The sequence below is a fragment of the Acidimicrobiales bacterium genome, from assembly GCA_035547835.1.
Lineage (GTDB): Bacteria > Actinomycetota > Acidimicrobiia > Acidimicrobiales > Iamiaceae > DASZTW01.
The window spans coordinates 341,716-362,716 of record DASZTW010000005.1 but is presented as its reverse complement, the minus strand read 5'-3'; the positions used below and the strand labels follow the sequence as shown (position 1 = coordinate 362,716).

Annotated in this window: 14 protein-coding genes, 1 tRNA gene and 1 riboswitch; of the genes, 10 read left to right on the top strand and 5 right to left on the bottom strand. The window is 69.6% G+C overall.

Annotated features, from left to right (window positions below):
- Window positions 1–14: 14 nt before the first annotated feature.
- From VHA73_04080 to VHA73_04065, 4 genes are all read left to right on the top strand, one after another.
- The gene (locus tag VHA73_04080; GenBank protein ID HVX17189.1) at window positions 15–794 is read left to right on the top strand and encodes a ZIP family metal transporter; all 780 of its coding nucleotides are present in this window, start codon (window positions 15–17) and stop codon (window positions 792–794) included.
- A gap of 47 nt (window positions 795–841) precedes the next feature.
- Window positions 842–960: riboswitch (SAM-I-IV-variant riboswitch) on the top strand.
- A gap of 44 nt (window positions 961–1,004) precedes the next feature.
- A complete protein-coding gene (locus tag VHA73_04075; protein ID HVX17188.1) occupies window positions 1,005–2,261 on the top strand; it encodes a homoserine O-acetyltransferase in 1,257 nt (418 codons plus the stop codon).
- Entirely contained in the window at window positions 2,258–3,457 is a 1,200-nt protein-coding gene (locus tag VHA73_04070) for an aminotransferase class I/II-fold pyridoxal phosphate-dependent enzyme (GenBank protein ID HVX17187.1), read from the top strand. The genes VHA73_04075 and VHA73_04070 overlap by 4 nt, the downstream gene beginning before the upstream one ends.
- 79 nt (window positions 3,458–3,536) lie before the next feature.
- Window positions 3,537–5,198 carry an acyl-CoA synthetase gene (locus tag VHA73_04065; GenBank protein ID HVX17186.1) on the top strand — a complete coding sequence of 554 codons (1,662 nt, stop codon included), beginning with the start codon at window positions 3,537–3,539 and terminating at the stop codon, window positions 5,196–5,198.
- A 108-nt stretch (window positions 5,199–5,306) separates the two neighbouring features.
- On the opposite strand, the gene VHA73_04060 is transcribed toward VHA73_04065, so the two are convergent.
- Entirely contained in the window at window positions 5,307–6,038 is a 732-nt protein-coding gene (locus VHA73_04060; protein ID HVX17185.1) for an MIP family channel protein, read from the bottom strand.
- Window positions 6,039–6,248: 210 nt separating this feature from the next.
- Here VHA73_04060 and VHA73_04055 point away from each other — a divergent pair, with 210 nt between their 5' ends.
- On the top strand, window positions 6,249–7,382 hold the full coding sequence (locus tag VHA73_04055) for a hypothetical protein (protein ID HVX17184.1): 1,134 nt from the start codon (window positions 6,249–6,251) through the stop codon (window positions 7,380–7,382).
- A 54-nt stretch (window positions 7,383–7,436) separates the two neighbouring features.
- Here VHA73_04055 and icmF read toward each other — a convergent pair whose 3' ends face one another.
- Entirely contained in the window at window positions 7,437–10,754 is a 3,318-nt protein-coding gene (gene icmF / locus VHA73_04050; GenBank protein ID HVX17183.1) for a fused isobutyryl-CoA mutase/GTPase IcmF, read from the bottom strand.
- Between the two features lie 107 nt (window positions 10,755–10,861).
- Between icmF and VHA73_04045 the strand changes: the two genes are divergently transcribed.
- A complete protein-coding gene (locus tag VHA73_04045; protein HVX17182.1) occupies window positions 10,862–12,838 on the top strand; it encodes an acetoacetate--CoA ligase in 1,977 nt (658 codons plus the stop codon).
- Window positions 12,839–12,883: 45 nt separating this feature from the next.
- On the opposite strand, the gene efeB is transcribed toward VHA73_04045, so the two are convergent.
- Window positions 12,884–14,161, bottom strand: a complete 1,278-nt coding sequence (gene efeB / locus VHA73_04040) for an iron uptake transporter deferrochelatase/peroxidase subunit (protein ID HVX17181.1) — start codon at window positions 14,159–14,161, stop codon at window positions 12,884–12,886.
- A gap of 13 nt (window positions 14,162–14,174) precedes the next feature.
- Entirely contained in the window at window positions 14,175–15,296 is a 1,122-nt protein-coding gene (gene efeO / locus VHA73_04035; protein HVX17180.1) for an iron uptake system protein EfeO, read from the bottom strand.
- Window positions 15,297–15,559: 263 nt separating this feature from the next.
- Here efeO and VHA73_04030 point away from each other — a divergent pair, with 263 nt between their 5' ends.
- From VHA73_04030 to VHA73_04020, 3 genes are all read left to right on the top strand, one after another.
- Complete coding sequence (locus tag VHA73_04030; protein HVX17179.1) at window positions 15,560–16,216, top strand: hypothetical protein; 657 nt, start codon at window positions 15,560–15,562, stop codon at window positions 16,214–16,216.
- A gap of 575 nt (window positions 16,217–16,791) precedes the next feature.
- Window positions 16,792–17,250: a hypothetical protein gene (locus tag VHA73_04025; protein ID HVX17178.1), complete on the top strand. Its 459-nt coding sequence runs from the start codon at window positions 16,792–16,794 to the stop codon at window positions 17,248–17,250.
- Window positions 17,251–17,298: 48 nt separating this feature from the next.
- Window positions 17,299–17,374: transfer RNA gene (locus tag VHA73_04020), tRNA-Gly, on the top strand.
- 202 nt (window positions 17,375–17,576) lie between these two features.
- Here VHA73_04020 and VHA73_04015 read toward each other — a convergent pair.
- Entirely contained in the window at window positions 17,577–19,967 is a 2,391-nt protein-coding gene (locus VHA73_04015) for a CocE/NonD family hydrolase (protein ID HVX17177.1), read from the bottom strand.
- A 186-nt stretch (window positions 19,968–20,153) separates the two neighbouring features.
- Between VHA73_04015 and VHA73_04010 the strand changes: the two genes are divergently transcribed.
- A complete protein-coding gene (locus VHA73_04010) occupies window positions 20,154–20,933 on the top strand; it encodes an SDR family NAD(P)-dependent oxidoreductase (GenBank protein HVX17176.1) in 780 nt (259 codons plus the stop codon).
- The last annotated feature ends 68 nt before the right edge of the window (window positions 20,934–21,001 follow it).

The following is a 21,001-nucleotide window of genomic DNA, read 5'->3' as shown; positions in this document are numbered from 1 at the left end:
CTAGAGTGCCGCACGTGGTGATCCTCGTGGCGTTGGCGACGGTCGCATCCACCGCGGCAGGCGGGCTGTTCGCGCTGCGCTTTCGCGACCGGTTGCATCTGGTGCTCGGTTTCACCGCCGGCGTCATCCTCGGTGTGGTCGCGTTCGACGTGTTGCCGGAAATATTCGATCTGGTTCGCCATCTCGACGTCTCGGTGCGGCTCCCGATGGGCGCGCTGGTCGTGGCGTTCTTGGCCTTCCACGTCCTCGAGAAGTCGCTGCTGATCCACGCCGCGCACGAAGACGAATACGGCGAGCACCACGAGCACGCCCACGGCCTCGATCAGGTCGCGGCCCACGGGCACGACCACGGGCACCCCACGGTCGGGCTGGCGTCGGCCCTTGCCCTGTGCGCGCACAGCTTCGCCGACGGCCTCGGGATCGGCCTCGCGTTCCAAGTCGACACGCGGGTCGGCGTCGCCGTGGCGCTCGCGGTCGTCGCCCACGACTTCGCCGACGGACTGAACACCGTGGGCCTGATGCTGCGCCACGGCAACGATCGCACACGAGCGCTGCGCCTCCTCGCACTCGACGCGCTGGCGCCGCTCGCCGGCGCGGCGCTGACGTTGGCCGTCGACGTGCCGCAGAAGGTGTTGCTGGTGTCGCTTGGCGCGTTCGCCGGCTTCTTGCTCTACATCGGCGCGGCGGACATCCTCCCGGAAGCGCACGCCAATCACCCTTCGTGGGCCACGCTGCTGACCACCATCAGCGGGACGGCACTGATGTTCCTTGTCATCGGCGCGCTGCCGGCTTGAGGGGCCTTTCGGCTTGACGGCTTCGGCCTGGGCCTGCTGCAATCTGGCCCTGGCATCATGAGCGACCCGGGCGACCGGGTCCGGCAACCTGGGACCGGACACCCAAGGTGCTCTCCCGCTGCGACGGGGATGTGGCCGCCAACCGGCGGCAACGAAGTGTCCGAGACGGCTCCGGCCGCCTCGCTTCGGGTGTCCTTCCCCTGATTCGAGATGGAGGAGGACGTGGCGAGCAGCCCGGCGTGGGCCGACGACGGCAACCACCTCGCGCCTGACGCGTGGCGACGCCCCCGTGATTCCACCCTGCCTGCGTCGGGTGCCTGGCGGCCGAGCGACCCGACGGCCGACCGGCAGTTCCTGCAGATGGCCGTCGACCGACCGTTTGTGCTCGAAGGCGGCGGACAGCTCCGCGAGATCACCATCGCGTTCGAGACGTGGGGCGAGCTGAACGCGGACCGCTCGAACGCCATCCTCGTGTGTCATGCGCTGACCGGCGACGCCCACGCGGCCGGTCGCACCGGGCCCGGTCAGGCCACCCCTGGTTGGTGGGATGCGATCATCGGCCCCGGCCGGCCGCTCGACACCGACCGCTACTTCGTCGTCTGTCCGAACGTGTTGGGCGGCTGTCAGGGCAGCACCGGCCCGGCATCGCACCGACCGGATCGCAACGCGCCGTACGGCCCGTCGTTCCCGGTGGTGACCATCCGCGACATGGTGCGCACGCAGGCCCGGTTGGCCGAGGTGCTCGGCATCATTCGCTGGCATTCGGTGATCGGCGGCTCGATGGGCGGGATGCAGGCGCTCGAGTGGGGCGTCATGTGGCCCGACCGCGTCGGTTCGGTCGTGGCCATCGCCACCTGCGCGGCCGCCACGGCACAGCAGATCGCCTGGTGGAGCTGCGGTCGCCGAGCCATCGCGCTCGACGCCAACTGGAACGGCGGCGACTACTACGACGCGCCACCCGGCAAAGGTCCCCACGCGGGCTTGTCGCTCGCCCGCATGATGAGCCAGATCACCTTCCGCACCGACGACGTCTTCACCGACCGTTTCGGGCGCGACGTGGTCGAACCCATCGACGAGTCGTTCGACATGTGGCAGCGGTTTCAGGTGGAGCGCTACCTCGAGCACCATGGCCACAAGCTGGTCCGCCGCTTCGACGCCAACAGCTACCTCGTGTTGGCCAAGGCCATGGACCTCCACGACATCGGCCGCGACCGCGGCGGCATCGACCTCGCGCTCACTCGGATCACGGCCCCCACGTTGGTGATGGGCGTGTCGAGCGACGTGCTCTATCCGTCGTACCAGCAGCACTACATCGCCGACGCGCTGCGGCGGTCGGGCGTGCCGGCGAGATACGCGGAGATCGACAGTCCCCATGGCCACGACGCCTTCCTGATCGAGCACCGCCAAGTCGGCGCTGCCCTCACCGCGTTCTTCGACGAGTTGGAAATCACCGGAGCCACCCAATGACCGATCACTTGCATCCCGAGACCACCGCCATCCGAGGTGGCCGCCGACCTGGCGAGACGAGCTTGGCGCCGGTGATCTATCCGTCGTCGACGTTCACGACGGAGTCGGTTGCCGACGCCCGCCAGCAGGCCACTTCCGTGGCGCCGAGCCGCTTCTACACCCGCTATGGGAATCCGACCGTCGCCGACTTCGAGTCCGTGATCGCGGAGCTCGAAGGAGCCGAAGCGGCCCGGGCGTACGCGTCGGGCATGGGTGCGGTGTCGGGCATCATCCTCGCGCTGTGCTCGTCGGGCGACCATGTCGTCGCGCAACGCCAGCTGTACTCGGGCACGCAACTGCTGTTCCAGGCGGTGTGCCCGCGGTTTGGGATCGACGTGACCTTCGTCGACGGCACCGATCCCGACGCGTGGGCCGCGGCGGTGATCCCCGGTCGCACCCAGGTGGTGTGGGCCGAGACACCGGCCAACCCGAAGCTCGACCTCGTCGATCTCGACGCGCTCGGTGCGATCAAGGGCCCGATGAAAGTGGTCGACTCCACGTTCGCCACGCCGCTCGGCCAGCAGCCGCTCCGCCACGGGGCAGACCTGGTGCTGCACTCAGCGACCAAGGGCATCGCCGGCCACAACGACGCCACGCTGGGGGTTGTCGCGGGGTCGGCGGACCTGATCCAGTGGCTGTACGGCTTCGCCATCCTCCAAGGCGCCACCGCTTCGGCGTACGACGCGGCCAACGCGTTGCGCGGCGTGCGCACGCTGCCCGCCCGCCTGCACCGCCAGTGCGAGACGGCGCAACGGCTGGCAGAGGCGCTCGAAGCCGACGACCGTGTGACCGAGGTGCGCTTCCCCGGCCTGGCCTCGCATCCCCAGCACGGCCTGGTCGAGCGCCAGATGCGCCTGCCCGGCAGCCAGATCTCCTTCGATGTGCAGCCGGCGGGTGAAGCGTCGGCCGACGAGGTCGGCGCCCGGTTCGTTGAGAGCGTCGAAGTGGCGTTCATGGCGCCGTCGCTCGGCGGCCCCGAGACGCTCGTCACCCACCCGGCCTCCACGACCCATGTCGGGCTGCTGCCCGAGGAGCTTGCCGCAAACGGGATCGGCCCGGGCACGATCCGGGTGTCGGTGGGCCTCGAGCACCCCGACGACGTGCTCGCCGATTTCGACCAGGCGCTCACCCACGCGACCAAGGGCTCCACCAGGTAGCGCCTCACCGCGGCCGGCCGGCTCGCGTGGGCCTCAGCCCCGCACCTTCGCACCGCCCGACGGCCTAACATCTGACGCTGTGTCAGATGTCGAGTTCACGATGGCCCGCACCCACGAGGTGGTGGCCGAGGCGGTGCCCGATCGCGAGGCCGTGGTGTGGCGTGATCGCCGGATCACCCACGCCGAGCTCGCGGGCCGGAGCCGGCGCCTCGCCAACTACTTGCACGACCGTGGGCTCGGGGTGCGTCGCGAGCGGTCCGAGCTCGCCAACCACGAGTCGGGCCAGGACCACGTCGCGCTCTACCTCTACAACGGCAACGAGTACCTCGAAGGTCTGCTCGGCGCGTTCAAGTCGCGGGTGGCACCGTTCAACGTGAACTACCGCTACGTCGAAGATGAGCTGCGCTACCTGTTCGCCAACTCCGACGCCAGAGCGGTCGTGTACCACGCGGCGTTCGCGCCGACCCTGGCCAAGGTGCGCGACTCGCTGCCCGACCTCGAAGTGCTGCTGCAAGTCGACGACGGATCGGGCAACGACCTCCTCCCGGGCGCGGTCGACTACGAGCAGGCGCTGGCTTCGGCGCCGTCGGACGCGCCGCCGGTCGACCCGTCGCCCGACGACCTGTACATCCTCTACACCGGCGGCACGACGGGGATGCCGAAAGGCGTGCTGTGGCGTCAGCACGACATCTTCCTCTCTGCGATGGGCGGCCAGGTCCCCGGGGTGTGGGACCCGGTCAGCTCCTATGAGGACCTCGCCGCGCGCGCCGCGTCGGGCGACGGCCTGCGCATGATGCTGATCCCGCCGCTCATGCACGGCGCCGCGCAATGGGGCTCGTTCATCGCGCTGCACGGTGGTGGCACGGTTGTCTTGCCGCATGACAACACCCGTATGGACCCGCCCGACGTGCTGCGCACCGTCGAGCGCGAGCGCGCGGTCAGCCTCACCACGGTCGGCGACGCCGTGGCGCGCCCACTGGTCGAGGAGATGGAGCGAAACTCGTACGACCTGTCGTCGCTGGCCGTGGTCGGCAATGGCGGCGCGGCGTTGACCCCGTCGATCAAGGAGCGGCTGCTCGCCCAGTTGCCGAGCCTGATGGTGAGCGACGCGATCGGCGCCTCGGAGACCGGCGCGCAAGGCAGCCACCTGTCGACCCGCGACGCCGTGTCGACGGGCCGCTTCTCGGCTGCGCCCGGCGCGGTGGTGGTCAGTGAGGACCTCTCCGCGCTGTTGCCGGCCGGCCACGACGGCAATGGCTGGCTGGCCCAGTCGGGATGGGTGCCGCTCGGCTACCTCGGCGACGCGGAGAAATCGACGCGGACGTTCCCGGAGATCGACGGCATCCGCTATTCCGTCCCGGGTGACCGTGCGCGGCTGTTGGGCGACGGGTCGATCGAGCTGCTCGGCCGCGACTCGGTGACCATCAACTCCGGTGGCGAGAAGATCTTCGCCGAGGAGGTCGAACAAGCCATCGCCGGCCATCCGGCGGTCTACGACGTGACCGTGTGCGGCCGGCCCGACGAGCGCTGGGGCAACGCCGTGGTCGCACTCGTGGAGCTGGGTGAGGGGCGTACGGCTTCGGCGGCGGAGCTCGAATCGCATGCCGCCCGGCACGTCGCTCGCTACAAGCTCCCGAAGGCGTGGATCTTCGTGGAGCACATCCAGCGGTCGCCGTCGGGCAAGGCCGACTATCGCTGGGCCAAGGAGCACGCGCTCGCCGAGCGCGGCGTCACCACCTGAGCAGCCACGGCCCTGCCCGGTGGCGCAAAAACGGCACCGGGGCCGGATGCCCGCCGTGCGGCGGGTCGATCCGGCCCCGGTTGTGAAACGGATGGTCCGGCGAGTAGTTCAGGCGGCCCGCGATGCCTCGGCGGGAGCCAGGATCTCGTGGACCACGGCGGCGAGGCCCCCGCCCACGAGCGGGGCGATGATGAACAGCCAGATCTGCTTCAGCGCGTCGCCGCCCACGAACAATGCCGGGCCGAGCGAGCGAGCAGGGTTCACCGACGTACCGGTCAGCGGGATGCCGATGAGGTGGACGACCACCAGCGCCAAGCCGATGGCCACCCCGGCGACGGCGGGTGCGGAAGCCATGCGGCCCGTGACCGCCAGCACCACGTAGACGAACAGGAACGTGAGGATCACTTCGGCCAGGAAGGCGCCGCCGGCGTTGAGGCCGGTCATCGACAACTTGCCGTAGCCGTCGGCGCCGAGGCCCTGTGTCTTCACGTGGTAGTCGGCGGTGCCGGCGAAGACAGCCCACAGCAGGGCTGCACCGGCGATGCCCCCGATGAACTGGGCGACCCAGTACTGCACGGCTTCTTGGACGGTGAACCGCTTGGACACCAAGAAGCCCATGGTGACCGCGGGGTTGACGTGACAGCCCGAGATCGGGCCGATGGCGTAGACGAGGACCAACAGCACGAGGCCGAAGGCGAGCGCGGTGGCGACCACGCCGGCCGACGGTGCGGTACCGGTCACCTTGAATCCGAAGCTCAACGCGGCCACACCACATGCGAAGAACACCAGCAGTGCGGTCCCGATTGCTTCGGCGACGAGCTTTCTCGTTTGTTCGGGCATGCAACTCCTCCGACGTGTCGGTGGACGGGCTCAGATGACTGTGACATGCCGGCCCGACAAAGTGGTGGACCGGCGCCAAATGGGACCAAATCCAATGGAACGCGGTTACCTCGTGTCGGTGGCGCGCAACCGGGTTCTGGACTGCCGTAGGGTGCACCAGCCGACGGCCAGCGGCCGTCGCATCCTGCGTCAGCACCCGGGGGAACGACGATGCTCAGCCCGTACGACGATCTGCCGATCCATCAGGCGGGTGCGCCGGTCGCCCAACCCGCGTCAGCCGATCCCAACGTGTACGACCGGTACTTCTTTTGCGGTTACGACGCCACCGCATCGGCGCCCTTCTACTTCGTCGGCGCGCTCGGTCACTATCCCAACCGCGACGTGATGGACGCGGCCTTCAGCATCGCGATCGACGGGGAGCAGTACGCCGTGCTGGCCTCGCAGCGGATCCCGGCCGAACGCCACACCACCAAGCTCGGTCCGATCGAGGTCGAGGTGGTCGAGCCGTTGCGCACGTTGCGGTACACGGTCGACGCCCCTCGTCACGGGCTGCGCGCCGATCTCACGTTCGCGGCACGAACGCCGGCCATCGAGGAGCCGCGCCAGACGATGATGAGCGGTCAGAAGGTCACGATGGACTCGACCCGCCTGGCACAGTCGGGCACCTGGTCGGGATGGATCGAGATCGATGGCAACCACATGGACCTCGACCCGTCGTCGACGTTCGGGACCCGCGACCGCTCGTGGGGTCTACGGCCGATCGGCGAGCCGCCGGGTGGCGCCCCTCCGTTGCACCCCACCGGCATCTGTTGGTTGTGGGGGCCGACGAACTTCGCGGACCGCTGCTCGTTCTTCGGAGTGTCGGAGAACGCCGAGGGTCTGCGGTCGTTCGAGTCGGGCGTGGTGTCGCCGGCGCTGGCACCGGGTGCGGCCACGTACGGCGAGGAGGCCTGGGCCACGGTGCGTCACGCCCATCGGGTCGACGTCGACGTGCACTGGCGGCCGGGCACCCGCCGCGCCGCGGGCTCCACCGTGCGCTTCCACTGGCGCGACGGCGCCGTCGACGAGTTGGGCTATGAGCCGCTGGTCGACTTCCACATGAAGGGCGTGGGCTACACGGATCCCGTGTGGGGCCACGGCCGTTACCTGGGTGAGTACGCCGACACGGGCAACCGTTGGAAGCTGGACGACCTCGACCCCCTTGCCCCGGAGAACTTCCATGTCCACCAGCTCTGCAAGGTGCACTGGAACGGCGACGTCGGCCAAGGCGTCTTCGAACAGGTGGTGATCGGTCCCCACGTCCCGAGCGGTTTCGCCGACTGGTTCGACGGCGCCCCGGCCTGACCTTCGGAGCGTTTCGGGTCCCATGACCCCGCATCTCTCCGAACGTCGCCGAGCTCAGACGTTGCGGCGGTAGCGGCCACCGACGTCGAACAGGGCGTTGGTGATCTGGCCGAGCGAACACACGCGCACGGCCTCCATCAGCACGGCGAACACGTTGTCGCCCGCGAGCGCGGCGGCCCTCAAGCGATCGATCGCGGGCTCGCGCGCTGCCGCGTGGCGCTGGTGGAACTCGTGGAGACGGGCGAGCTGGCCTTCCTTTTCGGCCTCAGTGGCTCGGCTGAGCTCGAGCGGCTTGCCGTCGTGGCCCGGCACGCCGTCGTGGGCGAGGTCGCCTGCGTCGCTCGCCGGGTTGCGGAACGTGTTGACACCGATGATCGGCAGCGTGCCGTCGTGCTTGCGGGACTCGTACAGCAGCGACTCGTCCTGGATCCGGCCGCGCTGGTAACCGGTCTCCATGGCGCCGAGGACACCGCCCCGCTCGGTGAGGCGATCGAACTCGGACAGCACCGCTTCTTCGACCAGGTCGGTGAGGTCATCGATGATGAACGCGCCTTGGAGCGGGTTCTGGCACTTGGCGAGGCCCCACTCCTGGTTGATGATCATCTGGATCGCCATCGCCCGGCGGACCGACTCGTTGGTGGGCGTCGTCACCGCTTCGTCGAAGGCGTTGGTGTGCAACGAGTTGCAGTTGTCGTAGATGGCGATCAGGGCTTGCAGCGTGGTGCGGATGTCGTTGAAGTTCATTTCCTGGGCGTGCAGCGAACGGCCCGAGGTCTGCACGTGGTACTTGAGCTTCTGAGACCGCTCGTTGGCGCCATAGCGGTCGCGCATCGCCACCGCCCAGATGCGCCGTGCCACTCGCCCGAGCACGGAGTATTCGGGGTCCATGCCGTTCGAGAAGAAGAACGACAAGTTCGGCGCGAAGTCGTCGATGTCCATGCCACGCGCGAGGTATGCCTCGACGTACGTGAAGCCGTTGGCCAGCGTGAAGGCGAGTTGGCTGATGGGGTTCGCGCCCGCTTCGGCGATGTGGTAGCCGGAGATCGACACCGAGTAGAAGTTCTGGACCTCATTGGCCACGAACCACTCCTGGATGTCGCCCATCATCTTCAGCGAGAACTCGGTCGAGAAGATGCACGTGTTCTGGCCCTGGTCCTCTTTGAGGATGTCGGCCTGCACCGTGCCCCGCACGTTGCGCAGGACCCACGCTCGCGCCGCTGCCGCTTCCTCTGCGGTGGGTTCACGCCCGTGGTCCTCGCGCAGTCTCGCGAGGCGCTGGTCGATGGCCGTGTTGAGGAACATGGCGAGGATGGTGGGCGCCGGGCCGTTGATCGTCATCGACACCGAGGTGGTGGGGTCGCAGAGATCGAACCCGTCGTACAGCGCCTTCATGTCGTCGAGGGTCGCGATCGACACCCCTGACGTGCCGACCTTGCCGTAGATGTCGGGACGCTCCGCGGGGTCGAAGCCGTACAGCGTGACCGAGTCGAACGCGGTGGACAGGCGGGTGGCGGGCTGGCCTTCGGCGAGCAGGTGGAAGCGTCGGTTGGTGCGGAACGCGTCGCCTTCACCGGCGAACATCCGCGTCGGATCCTCGTTCTCGCGCTTGAACGCGAACACCCCTGCCGTGAACGGGAAGTGGCCGGGCAAGTGCTCGCGTCGCAGGAAGCGCACGAGCTCTGCATGGTCGTCGAAGCGGGGGAGCGCGACTTTGGGCACGTGGGTGCCGCTGAGCGACTCGGTGGTGAGCTGGGTGCGGATCTCGCGGTCGCGCACCACGGTGACCCGCTCGTCGCCGGAGTACGACTCGCGCAACGCGGGCCAGTCGTCGAGCAGCGCACGGGTGGCGTCGCTCAGCTCCGCGTCGACCGTGGACGCCAACGCAGCCAGTTCGCCACTGTTCGTCGGGCCGGCTGCCACGGTGCCCGTGGGCTCCGGCGACCGGGACGCGAGCAGCGCCTCGACGGCATGCACCTGTTGTGCGCGGCGGGCGGCGAGCGCCTGTGTCTCGGTGGTGGCGTGGTACGACCGGACCGCTTCGCTCACCTCGGACAAGTAGCGGGTCCGGTTGGGCGGCACGATCACGGTCGACGACGTGGTCACCTTGTGGTCGACGGGCGCGAGCGTGCCGGACCCCTCGCCGATGGCGAGGCCGTGGCCGACGAGCTCGTCGCGGAGGAACTCGTACAGCGCCGTGACACCGTCGTCGTTGACGTGGCTGGCGATCGTGCCGAACACCGGCATGTCGTCGGGTTTGGCGCCGAACGCCTCCCGGTTGCGGACGAGCTGGCGCGCGACGTCGCGCCGGGCGTCGTCGGCGCCGCGACGATCGAACTTGTTGATCGCCACCGCGTCGGCGAAGTCGAGCATGTCGATCTTCTCGAGCTGCGACGCGGCACCGAACTCGGGCGTCATCACGTACAGCGACACGTCGGTGTGGCCAACGATCCCCGCGTCGCCTTGGCCGATGCCCGGGGTCTCGACCACCACGAGGTCGAAGCCGGCCGCCTTGCACGCCGCCACGATGTCGTCGATCGACTCGGGCACTTCCTGGGTGGCCGACCGGGTGGCCAGCGACCGGAAGTAGATCTGGGGGGAGTCGACCGTGTTCATGCGGATGCGGTCGCCGAGCAGCGCGCCGCCGCCTCTGCGTCGGGTGGGGTCGATGGCCACCACCGCCACACGAACCTTGTCTTCCTGGTCGAGGCGCAAGCGCCGCAGCAGCTCGTCGGTGAGCGACGACTTGCCCGAGCCGCCCGTACCCGTGATGCCGAGCACCGGGACCGTTCGGCGCGCTGCGGCCCGACGGAGCTCGGCGAGCGCAGTCCCGTCGTACTTGCCGGCTTCGAGCCCGGAGATCGTGCGGGCGAGGTCGTGCACGCTGCCGGCCAGCAGGCCATCGAACGACGGCGGGAGGTCGGCTGCGAGGTCGCGGTCGCACTCGCGCACCATCTGGTGGATCATCCCGGGGAGACCGAGGTGCTGCCCGTCCTCGGGGGAGAAGATGCGGGCCACGCCGTAGGCGTGGAGCTCTGCGATCTCCGCCGGGATGATCGTTCCACCGCCGCCGCCGTACACGCGGACGTCGCCGGCGCCCTGCTCGCGCAGCAGGTCGACCAGGTACTTGAAGTACTCGACGTGCCCTCCCTGGTACGACGAGACGGCCACCCCCTGCACGTCCTCTTGGATCGCCGCCGACACGATCTCGCCGACCGAGCGGTTGTGGCCGAGGTGGATCACCTCGGCGCCTTGGCTCTGCAAGATGCGGCGCATGATGTTGATCGACGCGTCGTGGCCGTCGAACAGGCTGGCCGCGGTGACGAACCGCACCGGGTTGACGGGGGAGTTGCGCTGGGGCGCCTCGGGGGGCATCCCGCAACGTTAGTTGGACGTCAAAGTAATTGCGAGCTGCGTGACGGCGACGTTGCCCACCCTCGAGGCTGCGGTCGCCGTCGCGGGTGGTCGGCCAGAATGCAGCCATGACCGCGCGCCCTGCTCCGTTGTGGACCCCGCGACGCGACGCGCGCGCGGCCACCCGGCTGGGTCGCTTCCTCGACCGGCTCGAGTCCGACCACGGCGTCGAGCTCCTCGACCATGAAGCGGCGTGGCGCTGGTCGATCGATCACCTCGCCGAGTTCTGGCGATCGCTGTCGGATGAGTTCGAGATCGCCTTCTCCGCGCCACCGGCCCACGTGCTGGCGGGCGGACCCATGCCGGACGTGACCTGGTTCCCGGGCGCCGAGCTGAACTACGCGCAGCAGGTCCTGGCGGCGCCGGGCGTCGCGGACACGGCACCGATCGTGTGGTCCCTGTCGCAGTCACGAGAGCCGGTGGTGCTCACGCTGGGCGATGTCCGCCGCGAGGTCGCGGCGTGCCGTGCGGGCCTGGCCCGCCTCGGCATCGGCAGGGGTGATCGGGTTGCCGGCTATGTGCCGAACATCGCCGAGTCGTTTGTCGCCCTGCTCGCCACCGCCAGCCTCGGCGCCGTCTGGTCGTCGTGCGCGCCGGAGTTCGGCACCCGGTCCGTGCTCGACCGGTTTGCTCAGATCGAGCCCTCGGTGCTGTTCGTCGTCGACGGCTACCGCTATGGCGACAAGGCGGTCGATCGTGTCGAGGAAGTGGCCGCGATCCGCGCCGGGCTCCCGTCGGTCCGGCACACGGTGGTGCTCCCGTACCTCGAACAGGATCCGGGTCGGGTCCCGGGCGCGATCGGTTGGGACGTGCTCCTCGGCGGCGCCGACGAAGCGCGCCTCGAGTTCGAGCAAGTGCCGTTCGACCACCCGCTGTACGTCTTGTTCTCGTCAGGTACCACCGGGCTACCGAAGGCGATCGTGCACGGACACGGTGGCATCACGCTCGAGCACGCCAAGCAGCTCGGCCTCTACGGCGATCTGCAGCCGGGCGATCGTTTCTTTTGGTTCTCGACCACCGGCTGGATGATGTGGAACTACTTGGCATCGGGGCCGATGGTCGGCGCGTCGATCGTGTCGTTCGACGGTGACCCTGGCCATCATGGCGTCGACGGGTTGTGGCGCATGGCGGCTGACCTCGGCGTCACGTTCTTCGGGACCTCGGCTCCGTTCCTCATGGCGTGCCGGAAGGCGGGTCTGCGGCCGGGGAAGTCGTTCGACTTGCGTGCGTTGCGCACGATCGGCTCCACCGGTGCGCCGCTGCCGCCGGAAGGCTTCGAGTGGGTGTACGACGCCGTGTCAGCCGACGTGTTGTTGTCGTCGGTGTCGGGAGGCACCGACGTGTGCACGGCGTTCGTCGGCGGTTCGCCGCTCACCCCGGTGCGCGCCGGCGAGATCAGCTGCCGATACCTCGGCTGCGCCGTGGCGGCGTTCGATCCCGACGGCCACCCGGTCGTGGGGGAGCAGGGCGAGCTGGTGATCACCGAACCGATGCCCTCGATGCCCGTCGGCTTTTGGGGCGACGCCGACGGCTCGCGCTATCGAGCGGCCTACTTCGAGGACTTCCCCGGTGTCTGGCGCCACGGCGACTGGATCACGATCGCCGCCGACGGCACCTGCGTGATCTCGGGCCGCAGCGACTCCACGTTGAACCGCGGCGGCGTCCGGTTGGGCACCAGCGACTTCTATGCCGCGGTCGAGGAACTGCCGGAAGTGGCCGACAGCCTCGTCGTGCACCTCGACGACGCCGGCGACGGGGTAGGCGAGCTGCTGCTGTTCATCCGCCTCGCGCCAGAAGCGGTGCTCGACGACGATCTGCGCGCTCGCATCGCTGCCGCGCTGCGCACGCAGCTCTCGCCCCGCCATGTGCCCGACCGGATCGAAGCCGTTCCCGCCGTGCCGCGCACGTTGTCGGGCAAGAAGCTCGAAGTGCCGGTCAAGCGGATCTTGGCGGGCATGCCCGCGGACCAAGCCGCGAGCCGCGGCGCGCTGGTGGATCCCGGCGCGCTCGACGTGTTCGAGCGCTTGGCGGCCGAGCGTCGATGAGCCCGAGCGCCTGCCCGGTCCGAACGCGACCCGGCGTTCCGGCCGTCAGGTGAGCAGCGTGCGACCGAGCCAGTCGCCATGGTCCCGCACGCCGGGCAACGCGAAGAAGAACCCGCCGCCGACCGGCGTGATGTACTCCTCTAGCCCTTCGCCGTTCAGCCGTTCCTGCACGGCCATGAAGCCGCGGTCGAGGTCGGCTTGGAACGCCTGGAACACGAGTCCCTGGTCGAGGTGGCCGTTGGCGGAGAACCCGCGCGAGTAGTTGAACCCGCGCCGCAAGATGCGGTTCTTCTCGGTGGCCGGAGTGCGCGGGTTGGCGCGCCGGATGTGGCCGTCGAGCCGGAACACGTTGCCTTGGGGGTCGTTCGCGAAGTCGGGAGTGTCGGTCTCTCGGCTTCCGTCGAGCGGCGCACCGGATGCCTTGTCGCGACCGATCAGCTCGTTCTGCGTGCGCAGTGGGGTGCGGTCCCAGAACTCCACGTGCATCTGGATCAGGCGTATCGCGTGGTACGTGCCGCCCGCTGCCCAGGCCGGCTCGCCGCGTGCCCCTGCCGCCACCCACACGAGCTCGTCCATCAGTTCCCGGTCGCCCGTGCCGGGGTTGGCGGTGCCGTCCTTGAAGCCGAGGAGGTTGCGCGACGACGACCGGCCTGCGCCGAGCGTGTTGGGCTGGATGAAACCCTCCTGCATCCAGCGCAACACAGCTTGGCGACGAGTGGCCCGCATCAGTTGCCGGAACGCGTGTTGGCAGGCATCGGGGGTGTGGGCGCAGATCTGCACGGCGACGTCGCCGTGGGATCGGGCGAGATCGAGCTGGTCGTTCGGGAAGCTCGGCATGGGGCGCAGCGTGGCCGGGCGCCGGCTGGCCAGCCCGAAGCGGTCGTCGAACAGCGACGCGCCGACGCTGACCGTGACGGAAAGGCCGTCGGCGGGGCGCGCCGGGCCGACCACGAAGTTGTCGGTCGGTGGGAACAGGTCGCTCCTGGCGGCGACCTTGCCCCCGCGCATGAGGGAGTCGATCTCCTGGTCGAGCGCCTTGAACATGGCGACCAGGTCGGTCCGGGCGACGCTGACCACGTCGAACGCCGCCACGATGGCGTGACCGGGCGCCGGGGTGGTGATGCCGGGCTGATGGCGGCCGAAGCGCGGAATGCGGTCGGTGCCGAACCCGTCGCCGTTGAGGTCGTCGGGATAGCCCGGACCGGGGCGTGCGCTCGCGCTGGTCGTACCGCAGGCCGCCAGACCGACGCCGGCCGCGGTGGCACCCAGCCCGGCGAGCACGCCGCGGCGCCCGACACGTGCACCACCGAGTTCCGAGCTCATCGCCGCATCCCGGTCAGCTCACCGCCAGCCCGAGCAGTCCGGGCACGGTGGCGAGCTCCTCGCTCAGGTCGCTCAAGCCCGCCTTGAGCGACGCGCGGTCGTTGTCGCTCACCTTGTCGTACGGCTGGTAGCCACTGGGGTCCGCGGCGTCCTTCATCCGGTCGGTGACCGCCGTCAACGAGGCGAAGTCCTCCTTCAACTGCTGCAGCAGCGCCGGACCGTCCTTCACGTCGCCGAGCGCAGGGGTCAGCAGGTCGATGATCTTCTCGGCACCATCGACGTTCGCCACCAGCGTCGCCACGTCGGTGTGGCTGTAGCGCTCCTCCTCGCCTGTCACCTTGGTCTGCGCCGCTTCCTCGATCAGGCCGGCCGCGCCTTTGGCCACGACCGACGGGTCGATGGTCAGCGTCTTGATCTTGGCGACGAGCGCCGTGGTGTCGCTCAGCAACTTGTCGGCCTGGCCCGACAGCGACGGCATGGGCTGGTTGTCCCACAGCCCGTATTCGAGCCGGTGCCAGCCCGTCCACTTCGGGTCCTGCTCCTTTTGGCCGAAGTCGTCGGCGCGCGCGTCGATCGCCGCGTCGAGGTCGGGGAACAGCTCGGCGATCGGCTCGAGCCGCTCGTAGTGGACCCTTGTCGTGGCGTACAGAGCCTTGGCCTGGTCGCGGTTGCCGGCCTTGACGGCGGCCACGAACTGCTGCGTGCCGGCGAGCAATGCGTCGACTTCTTGCACCGCATACGCCTTGTAGCTCGTCGTCGCGGGTTGCAGCGCGGCGGTCACCTTCGGATCGAGGCCGCCACCTTCACCGGTGACCGTGAGCTTCCCGCGGTCCTTGGCCGGCGTGGTGCACACGAGCTGGTGCACGCCTTTGGTGACCCTTGCCTTCAAGGTCACGGTGTCGCCGGCGGGGATGCCCTCACGCTCCGCGACGAGGTGTGGGCCGGGGCTGATGACCTCGAACTCGCCGGTGGTCTTCGCCTTGTTGGTGACCTCGAAGGAGATGTCACCGGCGTTCGCGTGCAGGTCGACACTGCCGCAACCCTGGTCGGTCAGCACGACCTTCAGGGGCTTCGCGCCGTCCCCGCTCTGGCCTGCCGATCCACCAGACCCCGACGAGCCACATGCACCGAGCATCGCGGCGGCGCCGACGAGGAGGCCCGCCGCTGCCAACTTGGGTCGAGACCCGCGCGGGTCGGATCGGAACCTGAGGTTCATGAGAGTGTGTCCTGTCTGCTCGTCCTGAACATCGAGATAAGGAGTGCCTAACAGACTAGAGGTGGCAAATACAACACCAGATGGGAAGGCGGCGCCACCAAAGACCTGGGGTCCGCGCCTTGACCCAGCCGCGAGGTGTCCCGGCCCTACACTGGGCCCTTCGCTTCAGAGGACTCGAGGCATTGCACCCCAGCATCTCCATTGCTCGTTCGCGCCGCCTGCTCACGGTTGTCGCCGTCACGGCCGTGGTGGTCGGACTGTGTCTGGCCGCGGCCCGCGCGGGCGCGCAGACCGGCACCTCCGACGGCACCGATTCCGGCGGGACGCCGAGCTCGGTCAGCGTGACGACCACGGTCGACCTCGTCAACGGATCGGTGAACCCGACCACGACCACGAGCACGATCGCGGCGTCGGTCACCAAGGCGGACCACAGCGCCGACAAGCACCGGACCACCAACTGGAAGGTGTGGGCCATCGTGGCGGGCCTCGTGCTGGTGGCCCTGTTGATGGCCGTGCTCACCTGGCGCTACTGGGCGCGCACTCGACCCCCGAGGGGTGCGGCTGCCAAAGGCGCCGCGCTCACGCTGCCGGGCGCCGGGTCCTCCGCTGCGGACGCCGAGCAGGCGTCCGTGGACGACGACGATGGCTGGGCCGCCCCCGAAGCTGCGGACACCCGCGTCGCGGTGGTGCCCGGCGGCGCCGCGCCACCCGCGGAGGACGCAGCCGACGCGGGCGCGTTCCGCAGCGGCCGGCGCGGTCGTGGGCGGCGGGAGAGCCGCTACGCCAACCTCGAGATCTCCCTGCCGGCGCACCCTGACGACGAGCCGTCAGACATCTGACCGATCGGGGGGTGGAAGACCCTCCGGTACGGTGAGGTGATGTCGAGCTCGACGTCGAACCTCCTCAGCGGGCCCCGAGGTGGAGCACACGTATGACCGATGAACCCCAGGATCCGAGCGAACCGCAATCGGTGACCGACCCGCCCCCGGGGACTGGTGACGGAACGCCGACGCCGCCCTGGGACCGCGAACCGCCTCCCGCGCCCGACCTGGCTGCGAGCGAGACCGACCAGGACCAGCCGTCGCCGGATCCTGGGGGCGGGGCTGGCGAGGACCTGCCGCGGTCGGAGGTGGCAGCCGAAGGCCCGCCGACCGCTGGGCTCCCGCCAGCCACGCCGGTCCCTCCCTTGACGGGAGTCCCGCCGTCGGCCGGCGTGCCCCCGTCCGCGTATGCACCGCCTGGCCCGCCGCCGCCCGGCCCACCGACGGCCTGGGGCCGGGGTCCGTCGGCGCCACCCCCGCCGCCGGGTGCGGGCGCCACGCCGCCGCCCCCGCCCCCCGTCGGCCCGCCTCCCGGCGCGGTCGCGCCCGCGCCGCCCCCGCCCGGCGTCGCGCCAGTCGAACGGCCGGCGCCGATGGGCTCGTTCACCCCGAGCGGGCCGGTCGTCACGGGGCCCATCCCCGTCATCGACGACCCCACCGGGATGTCCGCAGCGGTGCTCCGGCTGAGCCCCGCCAGCTACCACTCGGCGGTCCCATCGCTCACCGTCGCGGCGTCCCGCCTCGACTCCGGTGAGCACGTCGAACTCGTCGCACAAGGCATGTTCAACGAGGTGCCCGGCATCGTGATGGTCACCGACCGCCGCGTCGCCATCATCAACGGACGCCAGTGGCAGCCCGACATCGTGGAGACGATCTACGTGAGCGACTTGGTCGTCCAGGGCTGGCAGGATCACCAGACTGCCGCGCTGGCGTTCACGTGGGCGGCGACGCGGGTGCAGATCGACCGCATCTTCGACGTGCCGATCGCCCACGACATCGCCAAGCGGGTCCGGGAGCGGGTCGCGTCGGTCGCTTCGGGTCCCCCGGCCTGATCCGCTGTTCGGCCGCTCCGGCGGGCCTCGCTATAGTGGTCGCCTCACGCGGACGTGGCTCAGTTGGTAGAGCATCACCTTGCCAAGGTGAGGGTCGCGGGTTCGAATCCCGTCGTCCGCTCCATCGAAACCCCCTGCTCAGCAGGGGGTTTCTCGCGTTCGGAGGCGATGGCGCGACGGGATGTGGCGGCACCAGGTCGGGCCGCGGCGGTGTGACACGGCGGTGTGACACGGCCGTGTGCGGCGGTGTGCGGACGCTCCCGCACTTCCCCGCCGTCCGCGCGCGGCGGGTTCCCCGACGGGAGTGGAGCGCTGGACGGGCCGGCTCAGGCAGGACGGTTGGCGATGGCGACGTACGGCCGGCAAGGCTCGCCGCGCAGGCCGGGGCACGGAGGCAGCCCGGCTTTGGGTACCACGCCGGGGATCACCGGCAGGACCAATTGCGACGGCATCGACGGGGAGTGGGCGATCGCCACGTGCGCGGTGCCGGTGGGGCTGGTCACCGCGAAGGACCACACCGGCTGGTCGCCGTTCGGTGCGGTGATCGTGACGCGGATGCGCGAACCGGCCCGGTACTGGTGGCCCTGGTAGTACAGCGGGATCGTCACTTTGACGTAGCGACCCTTCGGCATCGCGGACGTGTCGGACGCCCGCAAGCTGAGCACCGGCTGGAGCAACGTGCTCTTCGACCCGTCGAGCGCGCGCTCACTCGTGCGCACCCAACCGTTCTGTACGAACGTCTCCTTGCCGTCGGGACGCACCTCGCTGATGGTGGCCTGCAAGTCGACGTTCGGCGACGACGACCGCACCCACACGTCGACGCGTCCGGCCCCGACGACGGTGGTGTCCTGGGCGAGGGGCGACGTCACGTAGGACACGGCGCTGCCCTTGGGGGCCTGGCGCCACGTGAACGCGGGCAGCGCCTGCCAGGGGTCGGCGCCGGCGTAGTCCGTGAGCGGGCGAGCCCCGGCATCCCACGTGAAGCCGTCGGCCGCGGCGCGGGTCGGCCGAGAGTTGGTGAGCGCGCCACCGCTGCTGAGATACCAGGTCTCCGCCCGGGTCGAGCGCGGCGGGAAGGTGGCGAAGGAGCGCTCTGAGGTGGGGTAGGGGAGGCCCGGCTTCGAGCCACCCGCGCCGTTGTCGAACACGACACGGACCGGGGGCAGCTGCTTGAACATCGCCAAGGCCCGTTTGTACGTCAGCGCACCCTGGACGGGGTCGTCGGGCAGGCTCAGGCCGTCGATCCCCATCGCCGTCTGGTACACGAGCGGCGCCGTGGCCTTGATCAGCGCGGTGTTGTAGATCGGTGGTTGCTTCGCCACGAACAGCTCGAGGAAGTCGTACCAGCGGTTGAACGTCACCGGGTCGAGCGAGTCGATGTGGAACCCGTTCGTGAACGTGAACCACTTGTTGTCCGTGCCCGTGAAGTGCGACGCGAGATCCGGGCAGTGACCGCCCGTCTGCTCGTCTTCCCACTGGCAGGCGAGGAAGACCGGCACTTTGATCTTGTGCACGAACGTGATCGGGGCCAGCGGGTCGGCCACCGACGCCACGTAATGCGAGTTCGCCTTGATCTTGGCGAGCAGGTCGACGGCTTCGGGATGCAGGGCCTGGTTGGCCTTGCAGATCGTGTCGCCGTGCTGGATCTTGTCGTAGGCCCACTTCTGGCCGCCGGTGGGCGATGCTGGCAACGCGTCGTGCACCCGTTCTTTCGCCCAGGCGAGGGCGAACCCGGTGTTCAAGATCCCACCGGGATACAAGGTCGTCTGGGTCGAGTCGATGACCGACAGCGGCGAGATGGCGGCCAGGCTCGGCGGGTTGAGCTGGGCGGTGAACAGCTGGCTGATGCCGCCGTAGGAGATGCCGAGCATGCCGACCTTGTGGTGCAGCACCCAGGGTTGGCGGGCCACCGTCTCGATCACGTCGTAACCGTCGAGGTCCTGCAGCGGTTCGAAGAAGTCGAAGGCGCCGCCCGAGCAGCCGGTGCCGCGCATGTTCACGTCGACCACGGCGAAGCCCATGAGGTTGGCGACCGTGGCGATCCCGTTCTGGGGACCGGCTGGGTCGGCGAAGCCATAGCCGCCGTACTCGATCAGGGTCGGGTAGGGGCCGCCGACGGGCAGTTGCGGGAGCTGGATGTCGCCGGGCAGCCGTAGCCCGTTCAGCGCCACCGAGTTCAAGGCGTCCCTCAGCTGCTGGGGGATCTTCACGCCGCCGGGGATCGGTAGCGCATCGAGCACATCGGTCGGGAGGTGCACGTCGATCGCCAGCTTCGTGCCGTCCCGGGTGGTCAGATAGCCGTAGCCGTGGGTGGGCAGCGTCTGGTCGTAGACGTCGAGGTTCGGTGGCGCGGCGTCCGGCGGCAGCACTTCGAGGGGTGGGGACGCCGCCCCGCCTTGGGGGCGCACCCGATACCCCTCACCGGGTGCCACGCCGCGGAACAGCACGCCGCCCAACGAGTTCGCTCGCCGGGTGGCGACCGTCGCGCCGCGGTGGTCGAGCAATGCGACGCGGGCCGATGGCCGAACCCCCGTGGCGTACACCTGCTCGACGCTCCCATGCGCCGCGAACGCGGGACGGCCAGACGGTGAAGAGGGCGACGCGGTCGCGGGCGCGGCGATGCCGCCGAGAGTCGATCCCAACAAGACCACCGCCGCGACCGCACGCCATCGTGTGGTCGCCCGGTGGACGCCCTTGCGCATGCCGCTTGTGTCCACAATGTCCGATCTTCGCATCCCACCGTCGCGCCCGGCGAGCCCGCCATCTGACGGCGCGTCCCGCTCTCCGAGCGTGAAAAGCACAGTTCCCCAAATGAGAACTAGATTCGCGGCCGTGGCCCGGACGAACCACGAGTCGCCCGGTCGCCGCACCGAGCAACCCCCCGCCGGCGAGGAGGCCGTGACGTGACCGATGACGCGAACGATGGCGCGAGTGAACGGCGTGTGGCGCTGGTGACGGGCGGCGCGTCCGGGATCGGCCGGGCCATCGCGTTGCGACTCGCCCGCGACGGCTTCGCGGTGGCCGTCGTCGACTTGTCCGACGACGGCGCCGAGGCGGTGGCCGGGGAGATCACCGAGGCTGGTGGTGAGGCCGTGGCGCTCGGAGGCGTCGACGTGTCCGACCGAGCGCAGGTCGATCAAGCGGTGGCAGCAGCACGTGGCGCACTCGGGCCGGTCCTCGTCCTGGTGAACAGCGCTGGCATCAGCGCGACCACCGGGTTTCTCAAGATCACCGACGACTTGTGGGACCGGATCATGGCGGTCAACTTGAACGGGCCCTTCTACTTCTGCCAAGCGGTGCTGCCCGACATGTTGACGGCGGGCTGGGGTCGGATCGTGAACATCTCCTCGTCGAGCGCCCAGGGCGGCCAGCAGTACATGACGCACTACGTGTCGTCGAAAGCCGGACTGATCGGCCTGACGAAGGCGTTGGCACTCGAGTTCGGGCCCAAAGGCGTGACGGTCAACACCATCCCGCCAGGTTTCGTCGACACGCCCATGCTGCGCGAGTCGGAGGCGCAGGGGCTGCTCGGCGACACCGTCGAGCACCACGCCGCCCTGACTCCGGTCCGCCGGGCCGGCCGACCCGAGGACATCGCCGGCGCGTGCTCGTGGCTGGTGTCCGATGATGCGGGCTACGTGACGGGCCAGGTCATTGGCGTCAACGGTGGCCGCAACACCTGACGAGGTGACGATCCAAGGCCGGCGCGGCCGGGGTCAGCTACCGTCGCGCGGCACCCGCAGTCGCAGCA